The organism is Paracoccus sp. 08, assembly GCF_024105395.1.
Lineage (GTDB): Bacteria > Pseudomonadota > Alphaproteobacteria > Rhodobacterales > Rhodobacteraceae > Paracoccus > Paracoccus marcusii.
On the sequence record NZ_WEKR01000076.1, the window covers coordinates 130,984 to 156,817 of the forward strand.

The following is a 25,834-nucleotide window of genomic DNA, read 5'->3' on the forward strand; positions in this document are numbered from 1 at the left end:
GCCCCCCGCCCGCCGTCGCGGGACGCAGTCAGACCGCGCGTTCCACCATCATGTGCTTGATCGACGCGATGGCCTTGGCGGGGTTCAACCCCTTGGGGCAGGTGTTGGTGCAGTTCATGATCGTGTGGCAGCGGTACAGCTTGAAGGGATCCTCCAGCTCGTCCAGACGCTCGCCCGTGGCCTCGTCGCGGCTGTCGATGATCCAGCGATAGGCGTGCAGCAGCGCGGCCGGCCCCAGGTACCGATCGCCGTTCCACCAATAGGACGGGCAGGCCGTCGAACAGGAGGCGCACAGGATGCACTCGTACAATCCGTCCAGCTTCTTGCGGTCCTCGATCGACTGCTTCCACTCCTTGCCGGGGGTCGGCGTCTTGGTCTGCAGGTAGGGGTTCACGGACGCGTGCTGCGCATAGAAATGCGTCAGGTCCGGCACCAAGTCCTTGACCACCGGCATGTGCGGCAACGGATAGATCGCGACGTCGCCCTTGACCTCGTCGATGCCGAAGATGCAGGCCAGCTTGTTGCCGCCGTCGATCACCATCGCGCAGGACCCGCAGATCCCCTCGCGGCAGGACCGGCGGAAGGACAGGGTCGGGTCGATCTCTGCCTTGATCTTGATCAGGGCGTCCAGCATCATCGGCCCGCACTTGTCCAGATCGACGAAATACGTGTCCAGACGCGGATTCTCGCCAGTCTCGGGGTCCCACCGGTAGATCTTGAACTTCTTGACGTTGGTTGCGCCCTCGGGCTTGGGCCAGGTCTTGCCGACGCGGATCTGACTGTTCTTGGGCAGGGTGAACTGGACCATGGGTAGCTCCTTTCAGAGAGTGCCTTCGGACGGCACATGGGCCGCAAACAGGGGTTGCGACCGGGCCACCAGATCGGCCACCCGGTCGCGGGCATGAGGGTTAAGCGCCAGCCCGTTCAGGCGGCGCAGGAATTCGGTGGCGCCGGGCGTCAGACGCTCCATCGCGCGGGATTCCAGCGGCGGCAATGCGTCCAAACGCGCGTCAGGGACGCCCGCCAGCGACAGCAGCTGACGGCCGGGACGATCGGCGTCCGCCTCGTCCTCCAAACGCAGCCGGGTAACAGGAACAGACGACAGCGCGCCGTCCAACCGCCGCAGCAGGTCGCCCCATCCGGGCAGTTCGGACGTCTGCGAGCGGAATTCGGGCAGCGTCAGGGCATAACCATCGGTGCGCACGGCCTGCGCCCAGACCGACGGAAGCCACGCCGTCATCCGCCGCGTATAGATCACGACATGCGGGGCAAAGCCGCGATCGGCCGCGACCTGCACCAGCGTCGCCAGCATCGCGGGCAGTGCCGGGAACAGACGGGTCTCTCCGCCGTTGCCGGGCATCGCGCCGGCCAGATTCTCGTGGGACAGGATCACCGGGCGGTCGTCGTCCGGCAGACCGTCCAGAACCGTCTCGAATGCCGCGACCAGCGTGGCGCGGTGATCATCGTCAGGTGCAAGGCTGCATGCGATGGCTGCACGTCCAAGCGGACGCATCGGCGTCCCCTCCTCGGGGGTGCGGATCACGACCGCGTCCGCCAGCGCCGGGGCCGAACGGCGCAGGAACCGCTGCAGGCTGGTGGTACCGGTCTTCTGGACGCCGACATGCAAGAACAGCGGACGGCTCACCGCGTCCCCCGCCAGCCGGGCTGGTCGGCCAGCGCGCGCTCGGGCATCTGGCCCGACCGGCGCTGGACGCAGCGGTTGAAGACGTCGGACGGATCGCGGCCGCGGATGTAGTCGCTGCTGATCTCCAGTTCGACGCTGCCAAAGCCGCGCGTGCCGCCCGACCCCGAGCCGACGCCCATCGCAATGCTGCCACGGGGGCGTTCGGCCATTTCGGCATCGCGCAGGCAGATTCGTTCGGCCTGGTCCACCGGGACCGGACCGCAGGCCGCCACCACAGGCAGCAGACCCACGAAGATTGCCCGCGCGATCATCAGATCACGCCGTGCGCGCCGCGGCGGCGATGCACTGCGTCGTCGCCGGACGCGACACGATCGCGGCCACGCTGTCGGCGGTGCCGGTCACGCCCGAACGCGACATCTGCGCGATGTCGATCAGCTCGGCGGTCGAGGCGTTGTTGACCACGCAGTCGGTATAGGGCGTGACATTGACGCCCGGCAGGCGGCGCTGCATCTCGCTATCGACGACGTTGCGGGCGATCTGGCGCGACGCCGCGTCCAGCACGGTCGGCGCGGGCGCGACGCCGGGGGCGGTCGGCACGGCGGGGCCGGTCATGGGGACCGGGGCGACGCAGCCCGCCAAGGTGGCGGCGGCAATGCCGAAAGCGGCGATGAGATTGAAGTGCATCAGTAAACCCTTTTCTTCGGAGCGATCTTTTGCAGGTCGATCCCGCCTTCCTCGGCCGTGGTCAACGGCTCCAGGTGGACGGGGCGGTAGGCCAGTTTAACCTTGTTCCCATCGACCCAGGCAAGCGAATGCTTGCGCCAGTTGGCGTCATCCCGCTCAGGGTAATCCTCGTGCGCATGGGCGCCGCGGCTCTCCTTGCGGGCCTCGGCCGCGACGATCGTTGTCAGGGCGTTGGGCATCAGGTTGGTCAGCTCCAACGTTTCCATCAGGTCCGTGTTCCAGATCAATCCGCGATCGGTGACCTTGATGTCATCCATCTTGCCCGCGATGCCCTCCATCTTGACCACGCCCTCGGCCAGGGTCTTGTCGGTGCGGAAGACGGCGGCATCCAGCTGCATCGTGCGCTGCATCTGGTCGCGCAACTCCGCGGTGGCCATGGTGCCATTGGCATGGCGCAGCCCGTCAAAACGGTCCAGCGCGCGGTCGACCTCGGCCTTGTTGGTTGCGGGAACGGCACCGGCACGGTCCACGACCTCGCCGGCGCGGATCGCGGCGGCGCGGCCGAACACCACCAGGTCGATCAGACTGTTCGACCCAAGACGGTTCGCACCATGCACCGACGCACAGCCCGCCTCGCCCACCGCCATCAGGCCGGGGAAGATCGCGTCAGGATTTTCTTCCGTCGGCGCAAGGACTTCGCCCCAATAGTTCGTGGGAATTCCACCCATGTTGTAATGAACCGTCGGCAGGACCGGGATCGGCGCGCGGGTCAGGTCGACACCGGCAAAGATCTTGGCGCTTTCGCTGATGCCGGGCAGGCGCAGGTCCAGCGTCTCCGGCGGCAGGTGCATCAGGTTCAGGAAGATGTGGTCCTTGTCGGGACCGACGCCGCGACCCTCGCGGATCTCCATCGTCATGCAGCGGCTGACGACGTCGCGGCTGGCCAGGTCCTTGTAGGTGGGCGCATAGCGCTCCATGAACCGCTCGCCTTCCGAGTTCGTCAGGTAACCGCCTTCGCCCCGCGCGCCTTCCGTAATTAGGCAGCCCGAGCCATAGATGCCGGTCGGGTGGAACTGCACGAATTCCATGTCCTGCAGCGGCAGGCCCGCGCGGGCGACCATGCCGCCACCGTCGCCGGTGCAGGTATGGGCGCTGGTCGCGCTGAAATAGGCGCGGCCATAGCCGCCGGTCGCCAGCACCACCATCTTGGCGTTGAAGACGTGCATTGTGCCGTCATCCAGCTTCCAGCAGACGACGCCGGTGCAGCGGCCATCGGTGATGATCAGGTCCAGCGCGAAATATTCGATGAAGAACTCCGCGTTGTTCTTCAGCGACTGGCCGTACAGGGTGTGCAGGATGGCGTGGCCGGTGCGGTCGGCCGCGGCGCAGGTGCGCTGGACCGGGGGGCCTTCGCCGTATTCGGTGGTGTGACCGCCGAAGGGGCGCTGATAGATGCGCCCGTCCTCGGTCCGGCTGAACGGGACGCCGTAATGCTCCAGCTCGTAGACGGCCTTGGGGGCCTCGCGCGCCAGGTATTCCATGGCGTCGGTGTCGCCCAGCCAGTCCGAGCCCTTGACGGTGTCGTACATGTGCCACTGCCAGCTGTCGGGGCCCATGTTGGACAGCGACGCAGCGATACCACCCTGAGCCGCGACGGTGTGCGAGCGCGTCGGAAAGACCTTGGTCACGCAGGCCGTGCGCAGCCCCTGTTCGGCCATGCCGAGCGTCGCGCGCAGACCCGCGCCGCCGGCCCCGACGACGACCACGTCATAGTCATGAACGATTGTTTCGTAAGCTGCCATGTCGTCCTCAGATCGCGGGAAGGGTGAAGGCCATCTTGGCCAGCGCAAAGATGGCGGCGGCGATCACGCCCCAGCCAAAGATCGCGATGGCGACCATCGTCAGTTGCTGGGCGGTGCCGTGGACATAGTCCGCGATCGCCCCGCCCTGAGAGCCCTTGATGAAATGGATCATGCCCACGATGACGAACAGCGCGGTGATGATGCCGGGAAAGGGTCGGCCGAAATGGGCCACGACCTGATCCTGGGGCAGGCCGATGGCGCCGCCCACGGCGATCAGGAACAAGGGCGTCAGCACGATCAACGCATAGCTGCTCATCGTGATGTTCCAGTGATGCGCGGTGCCGGCGCGGGCAGAGCCCAGACCCTGGGCGGCCTTGCGGGGAGTGATGTAACGCATGATGCCCTCAGCCAATGAAGAAGATGATCAGGCTCAGCACGGTCAGCGCGACCGAACCGATGATGATGGCCCAGGAGCCGCGCTTGGCCTCGTCGATCTCAAGGCCCAAGCCATTGTCGTAGAACAGGTGACGCACGCCCGACAGGGCGTGGAACCACAGAGCCCAGGTCGAGCCGGTCATGATCAGGAAGCCCAGCCAGGACCGCAGGACCCAATCGGCCGTGGCGAAGGCGCCGGGGCTGCTGACCGCGGCGACCAGCCACCAGACCAGCAGCAGGATGCCCGCCGACAGTGCGTGGCCGGTGATGCGCGTCAGGATCGAGGTGACCGCGGGGATCGGCAGGCGATAGACCTGAAGATGGGGGGAAAGGGGCCGGTTGCCCCGGTTCACGTCGGCCATCGGCGGCCCTCCTTTGTCGGTTCAGCTTATCCCGTCGCAGAGGCCCGGAAGGGACCGGGCTGGCCGCGCGGGCTGGCGATTGGTGCCGTTCTTGACGCTACAGATGCCATCTGTCATCCACAGATACCACCCCGCGCGCGCAAATGACGCGGAAATGGGGCTTTGTGATCACAGGCACGGCGGCTGTGATCACAGGTGTCCCACCGTTAGCGGCGGACATCGAAACGTCGCGACTCGACGCGCCGTCACACCGGCATCAGCGCCCAATAGTCCAGATCTAGCAGCACGTCCGGCAGGTACTTGCCCTGATCGTCGCGCAGGATGCCGGCCGGTGCGCCGTTCCGCGTCGCGACCAGCCGCAGGCGGATCGCGCCGACGCCCGGCGCATCCGTCGGCGCACGGTCCAGCACCTGGGACCAGGCGCGCACCGTATCGCCGGCGAAGCACGGATTGGCATGCGCGCCGGCGTTCAGCGCCACGATCATCTGCGCGTTGGCCAACCCGTTGAAGGACAGCGCGCGCGCCAGGCTGATGACATGGCCGCCATAGATCAGCCGCCGCCCGTCGGGACGATGCGTGGCGTCGAAATGCACCTTGGCCGTGTTCTGCCACAGGCGGGTGGCCAGCATGTGCTCGGCCTCCTCGATGGTGACGGCGTCGACATGGTCGATGACCTCGCCCACGGCATAATCGCCCCACCGGTGCGGTTCCCCTGCCAGATCAAAGTCGTATTCGGCAAAGCTCAACCCTTCCGGCACGATCAGGTCGGCCGCGTCTACGCTGTCGGCCAGATCGGGAACCACCGCTTCGGGCGCGGGGGACTGGGGGTCGCGCTTGCGGACCATGACCCACCGGACATAGTCCAGCACGACCTCGTCCACCTGGTTCAGGCCCTGGGTCCGCACCCAGACCACGCCCGACTGGCCGTTGGAGTTCTGCCGCAGGCCGATCACCTGGCTTTCGGCGCGCAGCGTGTCGCCGGGCCAGACCGGCCGCAGCCAGCGCCCCTGGGCGTATCCCAGATTGGCCACCGCGTTCAGGCTGACATCGGGCACCGTCTTGCCGAAGACCGTGTGAAAGGCCAGCAGATCGTCCAGCGGGCTGCCGTCCAAACCACAGGTGATCGCGAATTCGTCCGACGAATACAGCGCATGCCGCGCCGGATACAGCGCGTGGTACAGCGCCCGTTCGCCTTCCGCCACGGTGCGGGGCACGGCGTGGCGGATGGTCTGGCCGACGGTGTAATCCTCGAAGAACCGGCCGGGATTGGTCTTGGTCATTGCTGTCCCAGCTTCATGTCGGGGTGGTATTCAGCCTCGATCTCCTTGGTGACGGCCTGCCCCATGCGCATCACGCCCTTGATCGGGTCATGGGCCATGGACGGGCCGCCGTGCAGCGACCAGCCCTTGGACAGGGCCTCGCTGACGCGGTGGCAGAACTTGGACGTGTCGTCGTCGGTGATGCAGCGATAGATCAGGGGCATGTCAGGCTCCTCCGAAGGGCCAGGGGCCGATCCATCCGTGGATCAGGCCGATCACGATCATGACGATGACGGCGCCGACGGCGGCCATCGCCTCCTTGCGGGCGGGGAAGGGGCCGGTCGGGCGGACCCACGGGCTGGCGCGGTTTATCGCCACCATCTCGACGAAGGACCAGGCCAAGAGGCCGCCGAACAGGATAAAGGACGGCGTGTCGCCGTTCACCAGCAGATGCGCGCCTGCCCACAGGGCAAAGCCCCACAGCATCGGATGGCGGGTCATCGCGGTCACGCGGGTCTTCATGCCGCTGGCCGCGAACAGATAGAGGGCCACCAGGACCAGCAGGTTGTTGATTCCCACCAGCGCCGGGTTCGGCCCCCAGAAGAACGCGCCCTCGACCCCGCGATAGCCGATGACCATCAGGATGATCGACAGGACCAACAGGCCCGTGACCATGCCCTTGCCCCGCTCGCCCATCGAGGCGCGGCTGGCGGGGGCCACCCGCTTGTAGAGATGCGCCGCCCACCACAGGGCCACGCCTAGGATCAGGATCAGCATCTGGCTTTCCTCTTGCTGGAGCTTGTGGCGCGCAGACTGCCCTTATTGCGCCATGGCCGCAATCGCCTGCGCACGTTCCAGCGTCTGGCGCGCGGTGGCGACGTGCAGGTTCTCGACGATGCGGCCATCGACGACGGCGACACCCCGCCCCTGCGCGGTGGCTGCATCAAAGGCCTCGATCTGGCGGCGGGCCAGGGCGACCTCCTCCTCGGTGGGCGCGAAGGCGGCGTTGGCGATGCCCAGTTGGGCGGGGTGGATCAGGGTCTTGCCGTCGAACCCCATGTCGCGGCCCTGTTCGCATTCGGCGCGCAGGCCGTCGTCGTCCTTGAAGGCGTTGAAGACGCCGTCGACGATCACCACCCCATGCGCCTTGGCCGCCAGCAGGCACAGCCCCAGCCCGGCCATCATCGGCAGGCGGTCGGCGCGAAAGCGGCTGCCCAGATCCTTGGCCAGGTCGTTCGTGCCCATCACCATCCCCGCCAGCCGCGGATGCGCCGCGATGCCGGCGGCGTTCAGCATGCCCAGGGGCGTCTCCATCATCGCCCAGAGCGGCGTGTCGGGGATCAGCGCGGCCACGCGGTCCAGATCGTCCGGGCCGTCCACCTTGGGGATCAGCACCGCATCGATGTCCAGCCCGGCGCAGGCGCTGGCATCGTTCGCGCCCCATGCCGTGGACAGCGCATTGATGCGCACGATCCGCGCGCGGGGGCCGTAATCCTGGGTCAGGGCCTGGGCCAGCGCGTCGCGCGCGGCGGCCTTGGCATCGGGGGCCACAGCATCCTCGAGGTCAAAGATGATCGCGTCGGCTGCAAGGCCGCGGGCCTTTTCCATCGCACGGGCATTGGCAGCGGGGATGTACAGAACCGAGCGGTAGGGACGAGCCATGAGAAACCTCCGGGCAACAATGTTGCGCCTTGGTGCCGCGTTGCGCCATATATGGCAAGCGAAAAATGCCGCATTGCGGCGATCAGCCCGCCAGCCCCTGCCAGATCAGCCGCAGCGACACCGCCAGCAGACCCCAAGTGATCAGCCGATAGAACAGCGCGGGTGGAATGATCCGCACCAGCCGCAGCCCCACCCAGACCGCCGCCAGCGACACCGGCATCAGCACTGCCGCCGTGGCCAGGTTCGCCGGCGACAGTTGGCCCAAGGCGGCATAGGGGATCAGCTTGACCCAGTTGCCGATGGCAAAGAACCAGGTCGTCGTGCCCGCATAGATCAGCGGCGACAGACGCAAAGGCTGGGCATAGACCTGCCACAGCGGCGCGCCCGCATGGCTGACGAAGCTGGTGTAACCCGCAAGCCCGCCCCAGATGGTGGCCGCCCTGCCCCGCGCGGGCCGGGGCACGGCGTCCAGTGCCGGCCGGATCAGCGCGTTCAGCGCGAATCCCAGCCCGATGACCCCCACGATCAGCGTAACGCCCCGCACCGGCACGATGCTGGCCGTGGCCCAGCCCACGCCGATGCCCACCATCGCGCCGGGCAGCGCCAGCATCAGCGCGCGGCGGTCCAGGTTGCGGCGGAAGGCGATCAGCCCGCCCACGTCCGACACGACATAGATCGGCAGCAGCAGCCCCGCCGCCTGCACCGGCGACATGACCAACGACATCAGGGGCACGCTGATGATGCCCACCATCGCCAGCCCGCCCTTGGACAGGCCCACGGCGATCGCCGCGATCACGGCCAGCGCCCAGCCCGCGCCCGACAATTCCAGCATGGGCCTCTCCCTGCACGACGTGCAATCTGTGGCCCGTGGCGGGGATGAAGACAAGTGTTAGCACAACCATGCCACCCGGCCGTGGGACCGTCTTGCGATTCCTTGCGCGACCGCTTACCCCTGCCGCAACTTTTCACCACCCAATCGGAGGTTATCCATGGCCCGACCCAAAATCGCACTGATCGGTGCGGGGCAGATCGGCGGCACGCTGGCGCATCTGGCCGCGATGAAGGAACTGGGCGACGTCGTCCTGTTCGACATCTCGGAAGGCACGCCGCAGGGCAAGGCGCTGGACATCGCGCAATCGGGCCCGTCCGAGGGATTCGACGCCCGCATGAAGGGCGCCAACGATTACGCCGACATCGCCGGCGCCGACGTCTGCATCGTGACCGCGGGCGTTCCGCGCAAGCCGGGCATGAGCCGCGACGACCTCTTGGGCATCAACCTCAAGGTCATGAAATCCGTGGGCGAGGGCATCGCCAAGCACGCCCCCGACGCCTTCGTGATCTGCATCACCAACCCGCTGGACGCGATGGTCTGGGCGCTGCGCGAGTTCAGCGGCCTGCCCCACAACAAGGTCTGCGGCATGGCCGGCGTGCTGGATTCGGCGCGCTTCCGGCACTTCCTGTCGCTGGAGTTCAACGTGTCGATGCGTGACGTGACGGCCTTCGTGCTGGGCGGCCATGGCGACACGATGGTGCCGCTGACCCGCTATTCAACCGTGGCCGGCATCCCGCTGCCCGACCTGGTCAAGATGGGCTGGACCACGCAGGAGAAACTGGACGGCATCGTTCAGCGCACCCGCGACGGCGGCGCCGAGATCGTGGGCCTGCTGAAGACCGGCAGCGCGTTCTATGCCCCCGCGACCAGCGCCATCGAGATGGCCGAGGCGTACCTGAAGGACCAGAAGCGCGTCCTGCCCTGCGCGGCGCATGTGGACGGTGCCTATGGCCTGAAGGGCATGTATGTCGGCGTGCCGACCGTGATCGGCGCCGGCGGCGTGGAAAAGATCATCGACATCAAGCTGGACCGCGACGAACAGGCGATGATGGACAAGTCGATCGAGGCCGTGAAGGGTCTGGTCGAGGCCTGCAAGGGCATCGATTCCTCGCTGGCCTGATCTTCGCTTGCGAAATCCCGGAACGGCGCGCCATGATCGGCGCGCCGTTTCCCGTTTCAGGTGTGCCATGCGCTGTCTTCTTGCCGTCCTGTCGCTGCTTGCCGCGCCCGCCCTGGCGCAGGAGACGTCGGCGCTGATCGCGGACCGGGGCCTGATGGGGGCACGAACGCAGCTGCTGGCGCAGGCGCCCTCGGCCGACCGCGACCTGGCCATCGCCGCGACACGGTTCCTGGGCGGGGTCGAGGCCGCGTTCCAGGCCCGCTACCGGATCGGCGCGACGGACCCGCTGGTGCCCCTGCCGCTGCTGGGGGCGACGCTGCCGCCGAACCCCGATCCGCAACCGATGACGGCCGATTTCGTCACCGCGATGATGCGCGACCTATCGCAGGCCATGCAGGACACCCGCGACGCCCTGCCCGACGGCCCCGCGACGCTGACCCTGGACGTGCGCGACCTGTGGCTGGACGTCGACGGCGACGGCACGCGCGGTCCGGCCGAGGATCTGGCGGCGCTGTCGGGTCTGCCTTTGCCCGAAGACCCGGCTGTGGTGCGGTTCGACGCCGCCGACATCCATTGGCTGCGTGCCTATACGCATCTGATCAACGGGGTGGCGACGCTGATCCTGGCCTTCGATCCCGAACCCGCGCTGGCGCAGCGGATCGCGCTGGATGCGGCGCTGGCCGAACAGTTTGCCCAACCGCCCGGCCAGATGGCCCGCGCACCCAATTTCGACATGCAGGCCCGCGCCTTCGGTCCGATCGTGGACCGGGTGGCTGCGGTGATCCAGACGCTGCGCCGCCAGCCCGACCCTGCGCTGACCCGCGCCGCGGGGGATCATCTGCGGGCGATGGTCGCCGCCAACCGCGTCTTCTGGACCGAGGTCGCGCAGGAGACCGACGACGACCGCGAATGGATTCCCAACGATGCCCAGCAGGCGGCGCTTGGCTTTGTCCTGCCGCCGGAGACGGGGTCGATGTGGCTGGCGATCCTGGACGAGGTCGACCAGGCACTGGCCGGACGGATGCTGATCCCCTTCTGGCGCTTTGCCCCCGGACATGGGGTCGACCTGGTGATGTGGCTGGACGATCCGCGCCCGGTCGATGTGGCGGACTGGGTCCAGGGCACTGCCGCCCTGCCCTATGCCCGCCCTGGCCTGACCGTCGGGCGCGACAACTGGGACCGGTTCCTGAACAGCTTTCAGGGGCAGGCGGGGCTTTACATGCTGCTGCTGAACTGACCGCGGCGCGCGAATCAACCTGCTTGCGCTATCGGCGCGGATGTTTGTGATCACGGCAAATCTGGCTGTGATCACATTCGGCGGCTTCCCGCCGGTTTTCGGCATTTTACGGGGAATTCGTTTCTGTGTGCCCTTCATGCGTGGCACAAGGCCCCAAATCTGTCGAACCGAATGAGGGGGTCGAGATGAACATCCACGAATACCAGGCCAAGGCGCTGCTGCGTCAATACGGCGCGCCCGTCAGCGAAGGCCGCATCGTGATGAAGGCCGACGAGGCCAAGACCTGCGCCAGCGAGATGGACGGTCCGCTGTGGGTCGTCAAGGCGCAGATCCACGCCGGTGGCCGTGGCAAGGGCCATTTCACCGAGGCTGCGGCCGGTGAGAAGGGCGGCGTCCGCCTGGCCAAGTCGGTCGAGGAAGCCGAGGAACTGACCCGCCAGATGCTGGGCCGCACCCTGGTCACGCACCAGACCGGACCGGCCGGCAAGCAGGTCAACCGCATCTATATCGAGGACGGCAGCGACATCGCGCGCGAGCTGTACCTGGCCCTGCTGGTGGACCGCCAGACCTCGCGCGTCAGCTTCGTCGCCTCGACCGAGGGCGGCATGGACATCGAGGAAGTGGCCGAGCACACCCCCGAGAAGATCGTCAGCTTCAGCGTCGATCCGGCGTCGGGCCTGTCGGATTTCCACGGCCGCCGCGTGGCCTTTGCCCTGGGCCTGGAAGGCCAGCAGGTCAAGCAGTGCGTGGCCCTGGTCAAGAACCTGTATCGCATGTTCATCGAGAAGGACATGGAGATGCTGGAGATCAACCCGCTGATCGTCACGCCCGAAGGCCAGATCAAGTGCCTGGACGCCAAGATGGGCTTTGACAACAACGCGCTCTATCGCCAGCCCGACATCATGGCGCTGCGCGACGAGACCGAGGAGGACAGCAAGGAGCTGGCCGCCTCCAAGTTCGACCTGAACTACATCGCGCTGGACGGCGAGATCGGCTGCATGGTGAACGGCGCAGGCCTGGCGATGGCCACGATGGACATCATCAAGCTGTTCGGCGCCGAGCCTGCCAATTTCCTGGACGTCGGCGGCGGCGCGACGACCGAGAAGGTCACCGAGGCGTTCAAGATCATCACCAGCGACCCGAACGTCAAAGGCATCCTGGTCAACATCTTCGGCGGCATCATGCGCTGCGACATCATCGCGGAGGGCATCATCGCCGCCGTGAAGGAAGTCGGTCTGCAGGTCCCGCTGGTCGTCCGCCTGGAAGGCACGAACGTCGAGCTGGGCAAGGAGATCATTGCCAACAGCGGCCTGAACGTGATCGCCGCCGACGACCTCAAGGACGGCGCCGAGAAGATCGTGAAAGCGGTCAAGGGCTGATCCATCCGGGCGCGCGGGTCACGCGCGCCCTCCTCTGGAACATCGCGGTGCGTCTGGCGCCGCTTACGCAAGGAGGCCATGATGGCCGTTCTCGTCGACAAGAATACCAAAGTCATCTGCCAGGGGATCACCGGATCCCAGGGCACCTTCCACACCGAACAGGCGATCGCCTATGGCACGCAGATGGTCGGTGGCGTGACGCCGGGCAAGGGCGGCACGGATCACCTGGGCATGCCCGTCTTCAACTCGGTCCACGAGGCCGTGGCCAAGACCGGCGCCAATGCGTCCGTGATCTATGTCCCGCCCCCGTTCGCGGCGGATTCGATCCTGGAAGCCATCGACGCGCAGATCCCGCTGATCGTCTGCATCACCGAAGGCATCCCGGTGCTGGACATGATGCGCGTCAAGCGCGCGCTGGCCGGATCGCAGTCGCGCCTGATCGGGCCGAACTGCCCCGGCATCATGACCCCCGACGAATGCAAGATCGGCATCATGCCGGGCAGCATCTTCCGGCGCGGGTCGGTGGGCGTCGTGTCGCGTTCGGGCACGCTGACCTATGAGGCGGTCAAGCAGACCTCGGACGTGGGCCTGGGCCAGTCCTCGGCGGTCGGCATCGGCGGCGACCCGATCAAGGGCATGGAGCATATCGACGTGCTGCAGATGTTCCTGGACGATCCCGAGACCGAGTCGATCATCATGATCGGCGAAATCGGCGGATCGGCCGAGGAAGAGGCCGCCGAGTTCCTGGCCGAGCAGAAGCGCAAGGGCAAGTGGAAGCCCACCGCGGGCTTCATCGCGGGCCGCACCGCGCCTCCGGGCCGTCGCATGGGCCATGCCGGCGCGATCGTGTCGGGCGGCAAGGGCGACGCGGAATCCAAGATCGAGGCCATGAAGAAGGCCGGCATCATCGTCGCCGACAGCCCCGCGGGCCTGGGCGAGGCCGTGCTGAAGGCGATCAAGGGTTGATGATTTGACAGTCCGCCCCCCGGTACCCACCTGTTGGGGGGCGGATTGACGCAAAGGGAAAGACCGTGGACCAGCAGGCAGGCCAACACGACATGACAGCATCTGCACCCCGCGCGGGCCGATGGCTGTCGCTTGTGGCGCTGCTGGGCCTTGCGGGCTGCGGGGACAGGATGACCAACGACATCCTGCCCGGCGGCATCCCGGCGCGCACCAACCTGCACCAGGCCAGCGGCCTGCCGCCGGAATCGGTGCGCACCGTCTCTCGGCGGGATTTCGGGTGGCGGGTGATCTATCGCCCCGCCTATGCCCCGCCGAATGCCGAAAGCCGCACCGCCGTCGCGCTGTGCGGCCTTGAACGTCGGGCCCCGCTGCGGATCCAGCAGCAGCCCCGGCTTGACCCGACCGCCGATCCCGGCGCCCGCATCTTCGACATCTACTGCGCCTGATCCAACCCATATTTGCCCTGAACGGGGACCAGCCATGACCGACCAGCCAAAGAACACCGATTTCCACGATTCCTCGTTCCTGCAGGGCCATAACGCCGCCTATGTGGAACAGTTGTACGGCCAGTGGGCCAAGGACGCAGGCGCGGTGGACGAAGCCTGGGGCAGCTTCTTCCGCTCGCTTGGCGACGATCAGGACGTGGCCGTCCGCGAATCCGAGGGTGCAAGCTGGAAGCGCGCCGACTGGCCGCCGGTCCCACAAGATGACACCACCAGCGCCCTGACCGGCGAATGGCCCTCCGCGTCCAAGGGCGACGCCGACGCCGCGATCAAGAAGATCGCCGCCAAGGCCGAGGAAAAGGGCCTGAAGCTGTCGACCGACCAGATGCGTCAGGCCGTGCTGGACAGCATCCGCGCGCTGATGCTGATCCGCGCCTTCCGCATCCGCGGACACCTGCACGCGCAGCTGGACCCCCTTGGCCTGCGCGAAGTGCCCGATCATGGCGAGCTGAAGCCCTCGACCTATGGCTTCGGTCCCGGCGACATGGACCGTCCGATCTTCATCGACAACGTCCTGGGCCTGGAGATCGCGTCGATCCGCCAGATCACCGACCTGATGACCCGTACCTATTGCGGCACGTTCGCGCTGCAGTACATGCACATCTCGAACCCCGAGGAAGCCGCCTGGCTGAAGGAGCGGATCGAGGGTTACGGCAAGGAGATCGCCTTCACCCGCGAAGGCCGCCGCGCCATCCTGAACAAGCTGGTCGAGGCCGAGGGCTTTGAGAAGTTCCTGCACGTCAAGTACATGGGCACCAAGCGCTTCGGCCTGGACGGCGGCGAGGCGCTGATCCCCGCGATGGAGCAGATCATCAAGCGCGGCGGCGCGCTTGGCGTGAAGGAGATCGTGTTCGGCATGCCGCACCGCGGCCGCCTGTCGGTCCTGGCCAACGTGCTGTCGAAACCCTATCGCGCGATCTTCCACGAGTTCCAGGGCGGCAGCTTCAAGCCCGAGGACGTGGACGGTTCGGGCGACGTGAAATACCACCTGGGCGCCAGCGCCGACCGTGAATTCGACGGCAACAATGTCCACCTGTCGCTGACCGCCAACCCCAGCCACCTGGAGGCCGTGAACCCGGTCGTGCTGGGCAAGGCGCGCGCCAAGGGCGACCAGCTGGGCGACCTGACCGACCGCAGCTCGGTCCTGCCGATCCTGCTGCACGGCGACGCGGCCTTTGCGGGCCAGGGCGTCGTGGCCGAATGCCTGCAGCTGTCGGGCATCCGCGGTCACCGCACGGGCGGCTGCATCCACATCGTGGTGAACAACCAGATCGGCTTTACCACCGCGCCGGCGTTCAGCCGCACCTCGCCCTATCCGACCGACATCGCGCTGATGGTCGAGGCGCCCATCTTCCACGTGAATGGTGACGACCCCGAGGCCGTGGTCCATGCCGCCCGCGTGGCCATCGAGTTCCGCCAGAAGTTCCGCAAGGACGTCGTTCTGGACATCATCTGCTATCGCCGCTTTGGTCACAACGAAGGCGACGAGCCGATGTTCACGAACCCGGCGATGTACACCAAGATCAAGGCGCAGAAGACCACGCTGCAGCTGTACACCGAACGCCTGGTCGCCGACGGGCTGATCCCCGAGGGCGAGATCGAGGACATGAAGGCCGCCTTCCAGGCGCACCTGAACGAAGAGTTCGAGATCGGCAAGAACTACAAGCCGAACAAGGCCGACTGGCTGGACGGCAAGTGGTCGGGCCTGAACCGCGAGGGCACGGACTATATCGCAGGCGAGACCGGCATCACCCCCGAGGTGATGACCCAGGTCGGCCGTGCGCTGACCAACGCGCCGGATGGTCTGACCCTGCACAAGACCGTGGGCCGCCTGCTGGAAGCCAAGAAGCAGATGTTCGAGACGGGCGAAGGCTTTGACTGGGCCACGGCCGAAGCGCTGGCCTTCGGTTCGTTGGTGACCGAGGGGCATGGCGTGCGCCTGTCCGGTCAGGACAGCACCCGCGGCACGTTCAGCCAGCGGCATTCGGCCTTCATCGACCAGAAGTCCGAGGACCGTTACTATCCGCTGAACAACATCGCCGAGGGTCAGGCCCGCTATGAGGTCATCGACAGCATGCTGTCGGAATACGCGGTGCTGGGTTTCGAATACGGCTATTCGCTGGCCGAACCCAACACGCTGACCCTGTGGGAGGCACAGTTCGGCGACTTCGCCAACGGCGCGCAGATCATGTTCGACCAGTTCATCTCCTCGGGCGAGAAGAAGTGGCTGCGCATGTCCGGCCTGGTGATGCTGCTGCCGCACGGCTTCGAGGGCCAGGGCCCCGAGCACAGCTCTGCCCGTCTGGAGCGGTTCCTGCAGCAATGTGCCGAGGACAACTGGATCGTCGCGAACTGCACCACGCCCGCGAACTACTTCCACATCCTGCGCCGGCAGATCCACCGCGGCTTCCGCAAGCCGCTGGTGCTGATGACGCCGAAATCGCTGCTGCGTCACCCGCTGGCCATCAGCCGCGCCGAGGAGTTCCAGTCGGGTTCGACCTTCCACCGCGTGCTGTGGGACGACGCGCAGCGCGGCCGTTCGGACACCAAGCTGGTGGCCGACGACCAGATCAAGCGCGTCGTCGTGTGTTCGGGCAAGGTCTATTACGACCTGCTGAAGGCGCGCGACGAGGCCGGCATCACCGACACCTATCTGCTGCGTCTGGAGCAGTTCTATCCGTTCCCGGCACAGTCGATGGTCAAGGAACTGGGCCGCTTCAAGCAGGCCGAGGTCGTCTGGTGCCAGGAGGAGCCCAAGAACCAGGGCGGCTGGAGCTTCGTCGAGCCCTATCTGGAATGGGTGCTGGAGCGGCTTGGCGCCAAGCACACCCGCGCGCGCTATGCGGGCCGGAACGCCGCGGCCTCGGTCGCCACGGGCCTGGCATCGCGCCACAAGGCCGAACAAGAGGCGCTGGTCGCCAACGCCCTGAACCTTGAAGGATGATCCGATGACCACCGAAGTCCGCGTACCCGCCTTGGGCGAATCCGTCACCGAGGCCACGATCGCCACCTGGTTCAAGAAGCCCGGAGACCGCGTCGAGGTCGACGAGATGCTGTGCGAGCTGGAGACCGACAAGGTCACCGTCGAGGTGCCCAGCCCCGCCGCCGGCACCCTGGCCGAGATCGTCGCCGCCGAGGGCGAGACGGTCGGGCCTGACGCGCTGCTGGCCCAGATCAGCGAGGGTGGCGAAGCCGCCGCCCCCGCCCCGAAACCTGCCAAGGCCGAAGCACCGGCCGAAAAGACCGAGGAACAGAAGACAATGAGCGGCAATTCCGTGGACGTGATGGTCCCGTCCCTGGGCGAAAGCGTGACCGAGGCGACCGTCGCCACCTGGTTCAAGAAGCCGGGCGACCGCGTCGAGGCCGACGAGATGCTGTGCGAGCTGGAGACCGACAAGGTCTCGGTCGAGGTCCCGGCCCCCGCCGCCGGCGTCCTGGCCGAGATCCTGGCCGAGGAAGGCGCGACCGTCGATGCCAAGGCGCGCCTGGCGATCATCACCGAGGGTGCCGCCGGCACCGCCGCGCCCAAGGCGTCGGATGCGCAGGAGACCGTCCTGCCGAATGCCGGCCCCGAGGAGACCAAGCCGCGCGACGTCGAGGATGCACCCTCGGCCAAGAAGGCCATGGCTGAGAAGGGCGTCACCCGCGACCAGGTCCAGGGTTCGGGCCGCGACGGCCGCGTGATGAAGGAGGACGTGGCCAAAGCCAAGGCAGCCCCCGCGCCCGCCGCAAAGGCCCCCGCCGCCCCCCGCCCGGCCGAGGATGCCGCGCGTGAGGAGCGGGTCAAAATGACCCGTCTGCGCCAGACCATCGCCCGCCGCCTGAAGGACGCGCAGAACACCGCCGCGATGCTGACGACCTACAACGAGGTCGACATGTCCGCGATCATGGGCCTGCGCAACGAGTACAAGGACGCCTTCGAGAAGAAGCACAAGGTCAAGCTGGGCTTCATGTCCTTCTTCGTAAAGGCCTGCTGCCACGCGCTGAAGGAAGTCCCCGAGGTCAATGCCGAGATCGACGGCACCGACGTGGTCTACAAGAACTACGTCAACATGGGCGTCGCGGTGGGCACGCCCTCGGGTCTGGTCGTGCCCGTCGTGCGCGACGCGGACCAGAAAGGCTTTGCCGCCATCGAGAAGGAGATCGGCGAGCTGGGCCTGAAGGGCCGCGACGGCAAGCTGTCCATGGCCGAGATGCAGGGCGGCACCTTCACCATCTCGAACGGCGGCGTCTACGGCTCGCTGATGTCGTCGCCGATCCTGAACCCCCCGCAGTCGGGCATCCTGGGCATGCACAAGATCCAGGAGCGTCCCGTGGTCGTCGGCGGTCAGATCGTCATCCGCCCGATGATGTATCTGGCGCTGTCCTATGACCACCGGATCGTCGACGGCAAGGGCGCGGTGACCTTCCTGGTCCGCGTCAAGGAAGCGCTGGAAGATCCGCGCCGCCTGCTGATGGATCTCTGATCCCGCCGGGGGCCCTTCGGGGCCCCTCTCGCACCACGGGCTTGCGCTGCCGCCGGCGCAGGACCAAAGCTGGGCCGTCACGAACCGGAGCCTGACCCATGCAACTGATCGTCCGCTACACCCATGCCGACCCTGCCACGTTCCGCACGGCCTTCGATGCCGATGCCGAGGATCGGGGCCGGAACGGCCTGACGCTGCTGCAACTGTGGCGCGAGGATGACGGTCATTCCTGGGCGCTGTTCCAGGTCGGAAACCTAAAGGCCGCCCGCGATTACCTGGACGGCGCGGCGGCGGTCTTCGCGACCCAGGCCGGCGTCACCGCCACCGACGCACATTTCGTGGAAACCATCTGATGCCCCCCGAGGTCGCAGCCCTGGCCGTCGCCGGCCTGATCCAGACCGCGCAGTTCGCGACCTATTCCGTGATGGCGCAGCGCCAGGTCGGCCGCCGTGCCGCCATGAGCCCGCGCGACGGCGGCAAGGTCGAGCTGACCGGGACCGCCGGCCGCCTGCAACGTGCCTTCAACAACCATTTCGAAGGCCTGATCATGTTCACCCTGGCGGTGGTCGTGGTCACGCTTGGAGACGCATCCGGCACGCTGACCGCGATCTGCGCCTGGACCTATGTGGCCGCGCGCATCCTCTATATCCCCGCCTATGTGCGGGGCTGGGTGCCGGGCCGCTCGATCATCTGGGTCGTCGGCTTTGCGGCGACGGTGCTGATGATCCTCTTTGCCCTGATTTCTTCTTTGTGAAAATACCCCGCGGGGCCCGGGGGCGCGAAGCCCCCGGCCGCGGTCTGACAAAAGGAACTGCCATGTATGATCTCATCGTGATCGGCGCCGGCCCCGGCGGCTATGTCTGCGCCATCCGCGCGGCGCAGCTGGGCCTGAAGGTCGGCGTGGTCGAGGGCCGCGAGGCTCTTGGCGGAACCTGCCTGAACGTCGGCTGCATCCCCTCCAAGGCCCTGCTGCATGCCAGCCACATGCTGCACGAGGCGCATGAGAACTTCGAGAAGATGGGCCTCATGAACGCCCATGTCGACGTCGACTGGACCAAGATGCAGTCCTACAAGGCCGACACGGTCCAGGGGAACACCAAGGGCATCGAATTCCTGTTCAAGAAGAACAAGATCGACTGGATCAAGGGCTGGGCCTCGATCCCCGAAGCCGGCAAGGTCAAGGTCGGCGACACCGTCCACGAGACGAAGAACATCGTCATCGCCACCGGGTCGTCCCCCGCCGCGCTGAAGGGCGTGACGGTCGACAACGACGCGGGCGTGATCGTCGATTCCACCGGCGCGCTGGCCCTGCCCAAGATCCCGAAATCCATGGTCGTGATCGGCGCAGGCGTCATCGGTCTGGAATTGGGTTCGGTCTATGCCCGCCTCGGCGCCGAGGTGACGGTGGTCGAATACCTGGACGTCATCACCCCCGGCATGGACGGCGAGGTGCAGAAGCAGTTCCAGAAGATGCTGTCAAAGCAGGGCCTGTCCTTCGTCATGGGCGCCGCCGTGCAGTCGGCCGAGGCCAAGGACGGCCAGGCCACCGTCACCTATGCGCTGAAAAAGGATGACAGCACCCATAGCCTGACCGCCGACGTGGTCCTGGTCGCCACGGGCCGCCGTCCGCATGTCGAGGGCCTGGGCCTCGACGCGCTTGGCGTGACCATGACCGATCGCGGCTTCGTCAAGGTCGACGATCACTGGGCGACCAGCATCAAGGGCGTCTATGCCATCGGCGACGCGGTGCCCGGCCCGATGCTGGCCCACAAGGCCGAGGACGAGGGCATGGCGGTGGCCGAGGTCATCGCGGGCAAGCATGGCCATGTGAACTATGGCGTCATCCCCGGCGTGATCTACACCACCCCCGAGGTCGCCAATGTCGGCCTGACCGAGGAGCAGGCCAAGGAAGGCGGGCGCAAGGTCAAGATCGGCAAGTTCCCCTTCATGGGCAATGCCCGCGCCAAGGCGCAGTTCCTGGGCGAGGGTTTCGTCAAGCTGATCGCCGATGCCGAAACCGACCGCATCCTGGGCTGCCACATCATCGGCCCATCGGCGGGCGACCTGATCCACGAGGTCTGCGTGGCGATGGAATTCGGCGCCTCGGCCGAGGATCTGGCCCTGACCTGCCACGCGCATCCGACCGTGTCGGAAGCCGTGCGCGAGGCGGCGCTGGCCTGTGGCGGCGGCGCCATTCATGCCTGACGCGCGTATGGTGGCGGGGGCCCTGCCCCCGCGGCCTGCGGCCCATCTGGGTCGGCGCGGGCTGCTGATCTCGATCCTGGCGCTGGCCGCGTGCGGCGGTGGCGGGGTCCGGTCCGGCAGCAACGGGCGGATCGGCGGTTCGGGCCTCTACCCGAACGAGACGCCCTATCTGCGCCAGCGCATCAACTTCTGGGCACGCCATTACGACGTGCCCAGTTCGCTGGTCCAACGGGTGATCCTGCGCGAATCCAGCCACCGTCCCGACATGCGGAACGGCCCGTATCACGGGCTGATGCAGATCGTGCCGCAGACGGCGCGCACGATGGGCTATCGTGGGCCGGATCGTGGTCTGCTGGATGCCGACACGAACCTGCGCTATGGCGTGAAATACCTGCGCGGCGCCTGGATGGTGGCCGAGGGCGACCCCGACCGTGCCGTCATGTGGTATTCGCGCGGCTACTACTACGAGGCCAAGCGCAAGGGCCTGCTGAAGCGGACCGGCCTCAGCGGCTGAGGATCAGCCGCCCGCGATGATGCGGACATAGTTCCGCGTCTCGCGATAGGGCGGGATGCCGCCGTGCTTCTGCACCGCGCCGGGCCCCGCGTTATAGGCGGCCAGCGCCAGCGTCCAGTTGCCGAACTGGTTGTACATCATCCGCAGATAGCGCGCCCCGCCGTTCAGGTTCTGCACCGGATCGTTGGGGTTCACGCCCAGCTTGGCGGCCGTTCCCGGCATCAGCTGCGCCAGTCCCATCGCACCCTTGTGGCTGCGCGCGTTCGGGTTCCAGCCTGATTCCTGCTGGACCAGCCGCAGGAACAGGTCCTCGGGAATGCCGTGACGCTGCGCCGCCTGGCGCGCATGGGGCAGGTATTCGCTGCGCCGGCCCGTATAGCGGGGAATGTTCGGCGCCGTTTCCAGCAGCACCTCCTGGCGGCCCGCATTCGGCTGCAGCCGGGCGGAGGACTGGTACTGGGTCGACAGGCGCGAATCCATCAGCCGGGTCTGGCGCGCGAACTGTTCGGCGCGCGACTTGGAGGAGGCGCCCGACAGGCGCAGGCCCTGCGCGTCGGCAGGCAGTGCCAGGCTTCCGATCACCGCTGCACAGAAGGTTGCCTTCAGGGTATGGCCTAGCCGCATGATCTCCGCCCTCGTCCTTGTCGCACCGGCCTGTCGCCGCTTTTGTCCCGGACTATACACGAAATCGGTCATGCTGCCAGTCGGCCCTTGGCGCTACGCGACTTCCTGCTTGGCTTCACCCGGCGGGCTGGGCTAGACCCGACGCAAAGGCACATAATCCAAGGATCCTGATCATGGCAGGCAGCGTCAACAAGGTCATTCTGGTCGGCAATCTTGGCCGCGACCCGGAAATCCGCAGCTTTCAGAACGGCGGCAAGGTCGCGAACCTGCGCATCGCCACCTCCGAGAACTGGAAGGACCGCACCACCGGAGAGCGCAAGGAGCGCACCGAGTGGCACACCGTCGCCATCTTCAACGAGGGCTTGGTGGGCGTCGTCGAACGCTATCTGAAGAAGGGCAGCAAAGTCTATGTCGAGGGCCAGCTGGAAACCCGCAAGTGGCAGGACCAGTCCGGCCAGGACCGCTATTCGACCGAGATCGTCCTGCGCGGCATCGGCGGCACGCTGACCATGCTGGACGGCGCCAGCGGCGGTGGCGGCGGCATGGGTGGTGGCGGCATGGGCGGCGGTGGTCGCGACAGCGGCGGCTATGACGACTATAACCAGGGCGGCGGATCGTCGTCGTCGCGCGGCGGCGGCGGCGGCCAGGGCGGCGGACGCGCCGATTACGACGACGAGATCCCGTTCTGATCCGATCAGGGCGAATCACCGGAAAGGGGCGGCCATGGGGCCGCCCTTTTTCGTTGCCGGCGCGCGACGCGATCTTGCCGGCGCGCACCCCGCCCTTGCCGCAAGTTGCGCGGTGGGCGGTCCGGGCTTTGCGAATGATCCTGCGCTTGCATTGCGTCCGCGCTGGCGGTTTCTGGGCTGATCCCTGCGCGGGACGGCCCGCGCGCCTGCCACAGGAAGGCTTGCAGATGGCACTGACACTTACCGATCTGACCGCACCCCAGGGGTTCGAACGTCTGGTTCTGGCACAGGACCCGCAGGCCGGGCTGCGCGCGCTGATCTGCCTGCATTCGACCACGCTCGGCCCTGCCGCGGGCGGGTGCCGCATGTGGGCCTATGCCGACGACGATGCCGCGATCCATGACGTGACGCGTCTGGCCCGCGGCATGACATACAAGAACGCGATGGCCGACCTGGGCCTGGGCGGCGGCAAGGCGGTCATCATCGGCGACGCGCGCACCGACAAGACCCCGGCGATGATGCGTGCCTTCGGCGAGGCCGTCGACGCGCTTGGCGGCACCTACTGGACGGCCGAGGATGTCGGCATCTCTCCGGCGGACATGGCCCATGCGGCCGAGGCGACGCGCTTTGCCGTGGGCCTGTCCGGCGCATCGGGCGACCCCTCGCCCTGGACCGCCGAGGGCGTGTTCCGCTGCCTGCGCGTGGGCGCGCGCCATGCGTTCGGCACGGACGATCTGACCGGGCGGCGGGTGCTGGTGCAGGGGCTGGGCCATGTCGGCCTGTCGCTGGCCGAAAAGCTGGCCGCCGCGGGGGCACGGCTGATGGTGACCGACATCCATCAGGCGGCGCTGGACGACGCCGCGACACGCCTTGGCGCAACCGTGTGTGCGCCCGACGTGGTCTTCGATCAGCAGATGGACATCCTGGCTCCCTGCGCCCTGGGCGGCGTGCTGACGCGGGACACCGCCACGGCGCTGACCGCGACGCTGGTCTGCGGCGCCGCGAACAACCAGCTGGGCGATGACGGCGTGGCGGACATCATGGCCGAACGCGGCATCACCTATCTGCCCGACTATGTCGTGAACGCAGGCGGCATCATCAGCGTCGCAAGCGAGATCCACGGCAAGCCCGACGCGTGGCGCCTGGATCGCCTGACCGCCATCGCCGGCCGCGTCGACCAGATGCTGACCCGCGCGCGCGACACGGACCAGCTGCCTTCGGCCGTGGCCGATCAGATGGTGCATGACATGCTGACCACCCGTCGCGCCGCCTGAGGCGGCGTCGGCGACAGCCAGCCGTGGCGGCCCCCTCGATGGGAGCTGTCGCGGCTTCGCGGGCCGGGACGGACGCCTAGCGCGCGTCGTGCAGGACGCGTGCCAGCATGTTACCTTCGACCGCGTCGCTGACGAAGGCCTCGCCGATCCCGCGGGCCAGCACGAAACGCAACTGGCCGTCCACGACCTTCTTGTCCTGCCCCATCAGCGCGATCAGGCCCCCGTCGTCCGGCAGGGCGCCGGGGATCTCGGACAGCCGTGCGGGCATGCCCATCTGGCGCAGATGCGCCAGGACACGGCTCGGCGCCTCCTGCGAACACAACCCCATCCGCGCCGACAGATCGAAGGCCAGCGCACAGCCGATGGCCACGCCCTCGCCATGCAGCAGCCGGTCCGAATACCCGGTCGCCGCCTCCAGCGCATGACCGAAGGTGTGGCCCAGGTTCAGCAGCGCACGTTCGCCCTGTTCGGTCTCGTCACGGGTGACGATGCCCGCCTTCATGGCCACCGAATGCGCGACCGCCTGCTGGCGCAGGCCCGCATTCCGCGCCAGATCGGGGCCGTTCTCCTCCAGCCAGGCGAAGAAATCCGCATCCCCCAGCAGACCGTACTTGGCGACCTCGCCATAGCCCGACAGGAAATCGCGCGGGCGCAGCGTGTCCAGCACGTCGATATCGGCCAGGACCAGCGAGGGCTGGTGGAACGCGCCGACCAGATTCTTGCCATGCGCGCTGTTGATCCCGGTCTTGCCGCCCACGCTGCTGTCGACCTGCGCCAACAGCGTCGTGGGCAGCTGCACGAACCGCACCCCGCGCCGCAGGATCGCCGCCGCAAAACCCACCAGGTCACCGATCACCCCGCCGCCAAGCGCCAGGACGACGTCGCGCCGCTCGACCTGCTGGTCCAGCAGCCAGTCGACGCAGGTCGTCAGATGCGGCCAGCTTTTGGTCCCCTCCCCGGCCGGCAGGACCAGCGCCTCGCTGGCGATCCCCGCGTCGCGCAGCGCGGCCTGCAGCGGTGCCAGATGCAGCCCTGCCACCGTTGCGTCGGTGACGATCGCCACGCGCGGCCGCGACAGAAGCGGTGCGATCTCGGCACCCGCGCGACCCAGCAGGCCCTGCCCGATGCGCACGTCATAGGCGCGCGCTCCAAGGGGCACGGGAACGGTGACGGGATCGGTCATGGCTTCTCCTGGGTCAGGGTGGGATGGGCGGCGGTCAGTTCGGCGATCAGGCGGGTCGCGGTCGCCTCGATCGTGTCGCCGGCGCGGGACACGAATTCCAGGTCCGCCAGCGCATAGACGGGGCTGCGCTCCGCCAGCAGGCGCAGCAGCGTGCCCTTTGGGTCGGCGGTCTGCAGCAGGGGGCGCGTCGGGCGCTGGCGCACGCGCGCCCACAGCGTCTCGGGCGAACAGTTCAGCCAGACGGACAGGCCCCGTTCCCCGATGATCTGCCGGTTCTCGGGGCGCATCCACGCGCCGCCCCCGGTCGAGACGACGCCCGGTGCCCCCGCCAGCAGGCGCGACAGCACCTGCGCCTCGCGCGCGCGAAAGAACGCCTCGCCGTCGCGGGCGAAGATCTCGCTGATGGACATGGCCGCCGCGGCCTCGATCTCGGCGTCGGAATCGGTGAACGGCACGCGCAGCCTGCGGGCCAGTTCCGACCCGATGGCGGTCTTGCCCGCGCCCATCATTCCGATCAGCACGATATGGCGCGTCAGCACCTGTGTCATCCGGCCCCCCGTCAATCGGGTGACTGAATGACGTGATCTTTCGGAAATTGCCATATATATTCGCCCCGAGCCGGCCCAAGACCGGTGCAAGAACACAGAAAACACGGTCGAGCAAAGGCGAATGCAATGCGGATGTTGAAACTGCTGGTGGTGCTGATTCTGGCGGGCCTGATCGGCCTCGCGGGCTATGCCTATTTCGGCGACATGGCCCCGACCCGCCAGGAGGTCCGCACCCCCCTGCAGCTGGACACCCCCGCGGCCGAACAGCCGGCCGAGGCTGCCGGTGACTGACAGAGCCACCCTCTGCGCACTGGTCCTGGCGCTGCTGCCCAGCCTTGCCCTGGCGCAGCAGCAGCCCCTGTCGGCCAGCGACTGGCTGTCAGGCAGCGTCCGCGGCCCGGTGCGCGAAAGCTCGGCTTGGCGGCCCGGCGACGTCCCGCCACCC

General features: G+C 67.4%; 29 protein-coding genes. 14 read left to right on the forward strand and 15 right to left on the reverse strand.

The window, feature by feature from the left end; translation table 11 throughout:
• Window positions 1-28: 28 nt before the first annotated feature.
• The 12 genes from GBO37_RS21150 to GBO37_RS21205 all read right to left on the reverse strand — a co-directional run bounded on the left by GBO37_RS21150 (window position 29) and on the right by GBO37_RS21205 (window position 8,681).
• Window positions 29-808, reverse strand: coding sequence for a succinate dehydrogenase iron-sulfur subunit (locus tag GBO37_RS21150; RefSeq protein ID WP_045999425.1), 780 nt, complete (start codon window positions 806-808; stop codon window positions 29-31).
• A 12-nt stretch (window positions 809-820) separates the two neighbouring features.
• On the reverse strand, window positions 821-1,645 hold the full coding sequence (locus tag GBO37_RS21155) for a hypothetical protein (protein ID WP_252930700.1): 825 nt from the start codon (window positions 1,643-1,645) through the stop codon (window positions 821-823).
• A complete protein-coding gene (locus GBO37_RS21160) occupies window positions 1,642-1,956 on the reverse strand; it encodes a hypothetical protein (protein ID WP_252930701.1) in 315 nt (104 codons plus the stop codon). Before GBO37_RS21160 ends, GBO37_RS21155 begins: the two co-directional genes overlap by 4 nt.
• Before the next feature lie 4 nt (window positions 1,957-1,960).
• On the reverse strand, window positions 1,961-2,329 hold the full coding sequence (locus tag GBO37_RS21165; protein WP_252930702.1) for a hypothetical protein: 369 nt from the start codon (window positions 2,327-2,329) through the stop codon (window positions 1,961-1,963).
• Window positions 2,329-4,131: a succinate dehydrogenase flavoprotein subunit gene (gene sdhA / locus GBO37_RS21170; protein WP_139597446.1), complete on the reverse strand. Its 1,803-nt coding sequence runs from the start codon at window positions 4,129-4,131 to the stop codon at window positions 2,329-2,331. The genes GBO37_RS21165 and sdhA overlap by 1 nt, the downstream gene beginning before the upstream one ends.
• A 7-nt stretch (window positions 4,132-4,138) precedes the next feature.
• Entirely contained in the window at window positions 4,139-4,528 is a 390-nt protein-coding gene (locus GBO37_RS21175) for a succinate dehydrogenase, hydrophobic membrane anchor protein (RefSeq protein WP_045999429.1), read from the reverse strand.
• Between the two features lie 7 nt (window positions 4,529-4,535).
• On the reverse strand, window positions 4,536-4,928 hold the full coding sequence (gene sdhC / locus GBO37_RS21180) for a succinate dehydrogenase, cytochrome b556 subunit (protein WP_045999430.1): 393 nt from the start codon (window positions 4,926-4,928) through the stop codon (window positions 4,536-4,538).
• Window positions 4,929-5,173: 245 nt separating this feature from the next.
• Window positions 5,174-6,208 (reverse strand): MaoC family dehydratase, encoded by a 1,035-nt coding sequence (locus tag GBO37_RS21185; RefSeq protein ID WP_252930703.1) that lies wholly within the window; start codon window positions 6,206-6,208, stop codon window positions 5,174-5,176.
• On the reverse strand, window positions 6,205-6,411 hold the full coding sequence (locus tag GBO37_RS21190; protein ID WP_252930704.1) for a DUF1737 domain-containing protein: 207 nt from the start codon (window positions 6,409-6,411) through the stop codon (window positions 6,205-6,207). The genes GBO37_RS21185 and GBO37_RS21190 overlap by 4 nt, the downstream gene beginning before the upstream one ends.
• 1 nt (window position 6,412) lies before the next feature.
• A complete protein-coding gene (locus GBO37_RS21195) occupies window positions 6,413-6,964 on the reverse strand; it encodes an NnrU family protein (RefSeq protein ID WP_252930705.1) in 552 nt (183 codons plus the stop codon).
• Window positions 6,965-7,006: 42 nt separating this feature from the next.
• Entirely contained in the window at window positions 7,007-7,849 is an 843-nt protein-coding gene (locus tag GBO37_RS21200; protein WP_252930706.1) for a CoA ester lyase, read from the reverse strand.
• Window positions 7,850-7,931: 82 nt separating this feature from the next.
• Window positions 7,932-8,681 (reverse strand): sulfite exporter TauE/SafE family protein, encoded by a 750-nt coding sequence (locus GBO37_RS21205; protein WP_371927666.1) that lies wholly within the window; start codon window positions 8,679-8,681, stop codon window positions 7,932-7,934.
• Between the two features lie 157 nt (window positions 8,682-8,838).
• On the opposite strand from GBO37_RS21205, the gene mdh reads away from it, so the two are divergent.
• The 11 genes from mdh to GBO37_RS21260 all read left to right on the forward strand — a co-directional run bounded on the left by mdh (window position 8,839) and on the right by GBO37_RS21260 (window position 21,071).
• Window positions 8,839-9,801, forward strand: a complete 963-nt coding sequence (gene mdh / locus GBO37_RS21210; protein ID WP_045999436.1) for a malate dehydrogenase — start codon at window positions 8,839-8,841, stop codon at window positions 9,799-9,801.
• Between the two features lie 67 nt (window positions 9,802-9,868).
• Complete coding sequence (locus GBO37_RS21215; protein ID WP_252930707.1) at window positions 9,869-11,038, forward strand: hypothetical protein; 1,170 nt, start codon at window positions 9,869-9,871, stop codon at window positions 11,036-11,038.
• Window positions 11,039-11,223: 185 nt separating this feature from the next.
• Window positions 11,224-12,417 (forward strand): ADP-forming succinate--CoA ligase subunit beta, encoded by a 1,194-nt coding sequence (gene sucC / locus GBO37_RS21220; protein WP_127898268.1) that lies wholly within the window; start codon window positions 11,224-11,226, stop codon window positions 12,415-12,417.
• Window positions 12,418-12,498: 81 nt separating this feature from the next.
• On the forward strand, window positions 12,499-13,383 hold the full coding sequence (sucD, locus tag GBO37_RS21225) for a succinate--CoA ligase subunit alpha (RefSeq protein WP_045999684.1): 885 nt from the start codon (window positions 12,499-12,501) through the stop codon (window positions 13,381-13,383).
• A gap of 92 nt (window positions 13,384-13,475) precedes the next feature.
• Window positions 13,476-13,829, forward strand: a complete 354-nt coding sequence (locus tag GBO37_RS21230) for a hypothetical protein (RefSeq protein WP_139085319.1) — start codon at window positions 13,476-13,478, stop codon at window positions 13,827-13,829.
• 34 nt (window positions 13,830-13,863) lie between these two features.
• Entirely contained in the window at window positions 13,864-16,830 is a 2,967-nt protein-coding gene (locus tag GBO37_RS21235) for a 2-oxoglutarate dehydrogenase E1 component (RefSeq protein ID WP_252930708.1), read from the forward strand.
• A 4-nt stretch (window positions 16,831-16,834) separates the two neighbouring features.
• On the forward strand, window positions 16,835-18,352 hold the full coding sequence (odhB, locus tag GBO37_RS21240) for a 2-oxoglutarate dehydrogenase complex dihydrolipoyllysine-residue succinyltransferase (protein WP_252930709.1): 1,518 nt from the start codon (window positions 16,835-16,837) through the stop codon (window positions 18,350-18,352).
• Window positions 18,353-18,450: 98 nt separating this feature from the next.
• Window positions 18,451-18,705: a hypothetical protein gene (locus GBO37_RS21245; RefSeq protein ID WP_252930710.1), complete on the forward strand. Its 255-nt coding sequence runs from the start codon at window positions 18,451-18,453 to the stop codon at window positions 18,703-18,705.
• Entirely contained in the window at window positions 18,705-19,106 is a 402-nt protein-coding gene (locus GBO37_RS21250) for an MAPEG family protein (RefSeq protein ID WP_252930711.1), read from the forward strand. The genes GBO37_RS21245 and GBO37_RS21250 overlap by 1 nt, the downstream gene beginning before the upstream one ends.
• A 62-nt stretch (window positions 19,107-19,168) precedes the next feature.
• Entirely contained in the window at window positions 19,169-20,557 is a 1,389-nt protein-coding gene (lpdA, locus tag GBO37_RS21255) for a dihydrolipoyl dehydrogenase (protein WP_252930712.1), read from the forward strand.
• Window positions 20,550-21,071 (forward strand): lytic transglycosylase domain-containing protein, encoded by a 522-nt coding sequence (locus GBO37_RS21260; RefSeq protein ID WP_252930713.1) that lies wholly within the window; start codon window positions 20,550-20,552, stop codon window positions 21,069-21,071. Before lpdA ends, GBO37_RS21260 begins: the two co-directional genes overlap by 8 nt.
• Window positions 21,072-21,074: 3 nt before the next feature.
• Here GBO37_RS21260 and GBO37_RS21265 read toward each other — a convergent pair whose 3' ends face one another.
• Complete coding sequence (locus GBO37_RS21265) at window positions 21,075-21,695, reverse strand: lytic transglycosylase domain-containing protein (protein ID WP_045999444.1); 621 nt, start codon at window positions 21,693-21,695, stop codon at window positions 21,075-21,077.
• 173 nt (window positions 21,696-21,868) lie between these two features.
• On the opposite strand from GBO37_RS21265, the gene ssb reads away from it, so the two are divergent.
• Window positions 21,869-22,384, forward strand: coding sequence for a single-stranded DNA-binding protein (gene ssb / locus GBO37_RS21270; RefSeq protein ID WP_045999445.1), 516 nt, complete (start codon window positions 21,869-21,871; stop codon window positions 22,382-22,384).
• A 227-nt stretch (window positions 22,385-22,611) separates the two neighbouring features.
• Window positions 22,612-23,658, forward strand: coding sequence for a Glu/Leu/Phe/Val dehydrogenase dimerization domain-containing protein (locus tag GBO37_RS21275; RefSeq protein WP_252930714.1), 1,047 nt, complete (start codon window positions 22,612-22,614; stop codon window positions 23,656-23,658).
• A 76-nt stretch (window positions 23,659-23,734) separates the two neighbouring features.
• On the opposite strand, the gene aroB is transcribed toward GBO37_RS21275, so the two are convergent.
• Window positions 23,735-24,841 (reverse strand): 3-dehydroquinate synthase, encoded by a 1,107-nt coding sequence (gene aroB / locus GBO37_RS21280; protein ID WP_252930715.1) that lies wholly within the window; start codon window positions 24,839-24,841, stop codon window positions 23,735-23,737.
• Window positions 24,838-25,389: a shikimate kinase gene (locus GBO37_RS21285; protein ID WP_240542382.1), complete on the reverse strand. Its 552-nt coding sequence runs from the start codon at window positions 25,387-25,389 to the stop codon at window positions 24,838-24,840. Before GBO37_RS21285 ends, aroB begins: the two co-directional genes overlap by 4 nt.
• 126 nt (window positions 25,390-25,515) lie before the next feature.
• Here GBO37_RS21285 and GBO37_RS21290 point away from each other — a divergent pair, with 126 nt between their 5' ends.
• Window positions 25,516-25,680: a hypothetical protein gene (locus tag GBO37_RS21290; RefSeq protein ID WP_164871414.1), complete on the forward strand. Its 165-nt coding sequence runs from the start codon at window positions 25,516-25,518 to the stop codon at window positions 25,678-25,680.
• Window positions 25,681-25,834: the final 154 nt, after the last annotated feature.